General features: G+C 64.2%; 1 protein-coding gene. It reads left to right on the plus strand.

Features of this window, described 5'->3' with window-relative positions:
• Positions 1 to 511, plus strand: a 511-nt coding sequence (locus APH41_RS27680; protein WP_156359110.1) for an ATP-binding cassette domain-containing protein, incomplete at both ends; no start/stop codon positions are given.

Genomic DNA, 511 nt, shown 5'->3' on the forward strand with positions numbered 1-511 from the left:
GACGAGCCGACCAGTAGCCTCTCGGCGCGGGAAATCGACCGCTTGATGGCGATCATCACGCGCCTGCGCGAGGAGGGCAAAGTGGTGCTCTACGTGTCGCACCGTATGGAAGAAGTGTTCCGTATCTGCGATGCGGTGACGGTCTTCAAGGACGGTCGCTACGTGCGCACGTTCGAGGACATGAACACGTTGACCCACGATCAGCTGGTGACCTGCATGGTCGGTCGCGATATCCAGGATATCTACGATTACCGACCGCGTGAGCAGGGCGAAGTGGCGCTCAAGGTGGACGGCTTGCTCGGCCCCGGCCTGCGTGAACCAATCAGTTTCCAGGTGCGCAAGGGCGAGATCCTGGGCCTGTTCGGGCTGGTGGGCGCGGGGCGTACCGAGCTGTTTCGCCTGCTCAGTGGGTTGGAGCGCGCCAGTGCCGGCAGCCTGGAACTGTGCGGGCAAGCGCTGCAACTGCGCTCACCCCGGGACGCCATCGCCGCCGGGGTATTGCTGTGTCCGG

This window comes from Pseudomonas sp. NBRC 111138 (assembly GCF_001320835.1).
In the GTDB taxonomy this organism is placed as follows: Bacteria; Pseudomonadota; Gammaproteobacteria; order Pseudomonadales; family Pseudomonadaceae; genus Aquipseudomonas; species Aquipseudomonas paracarnis.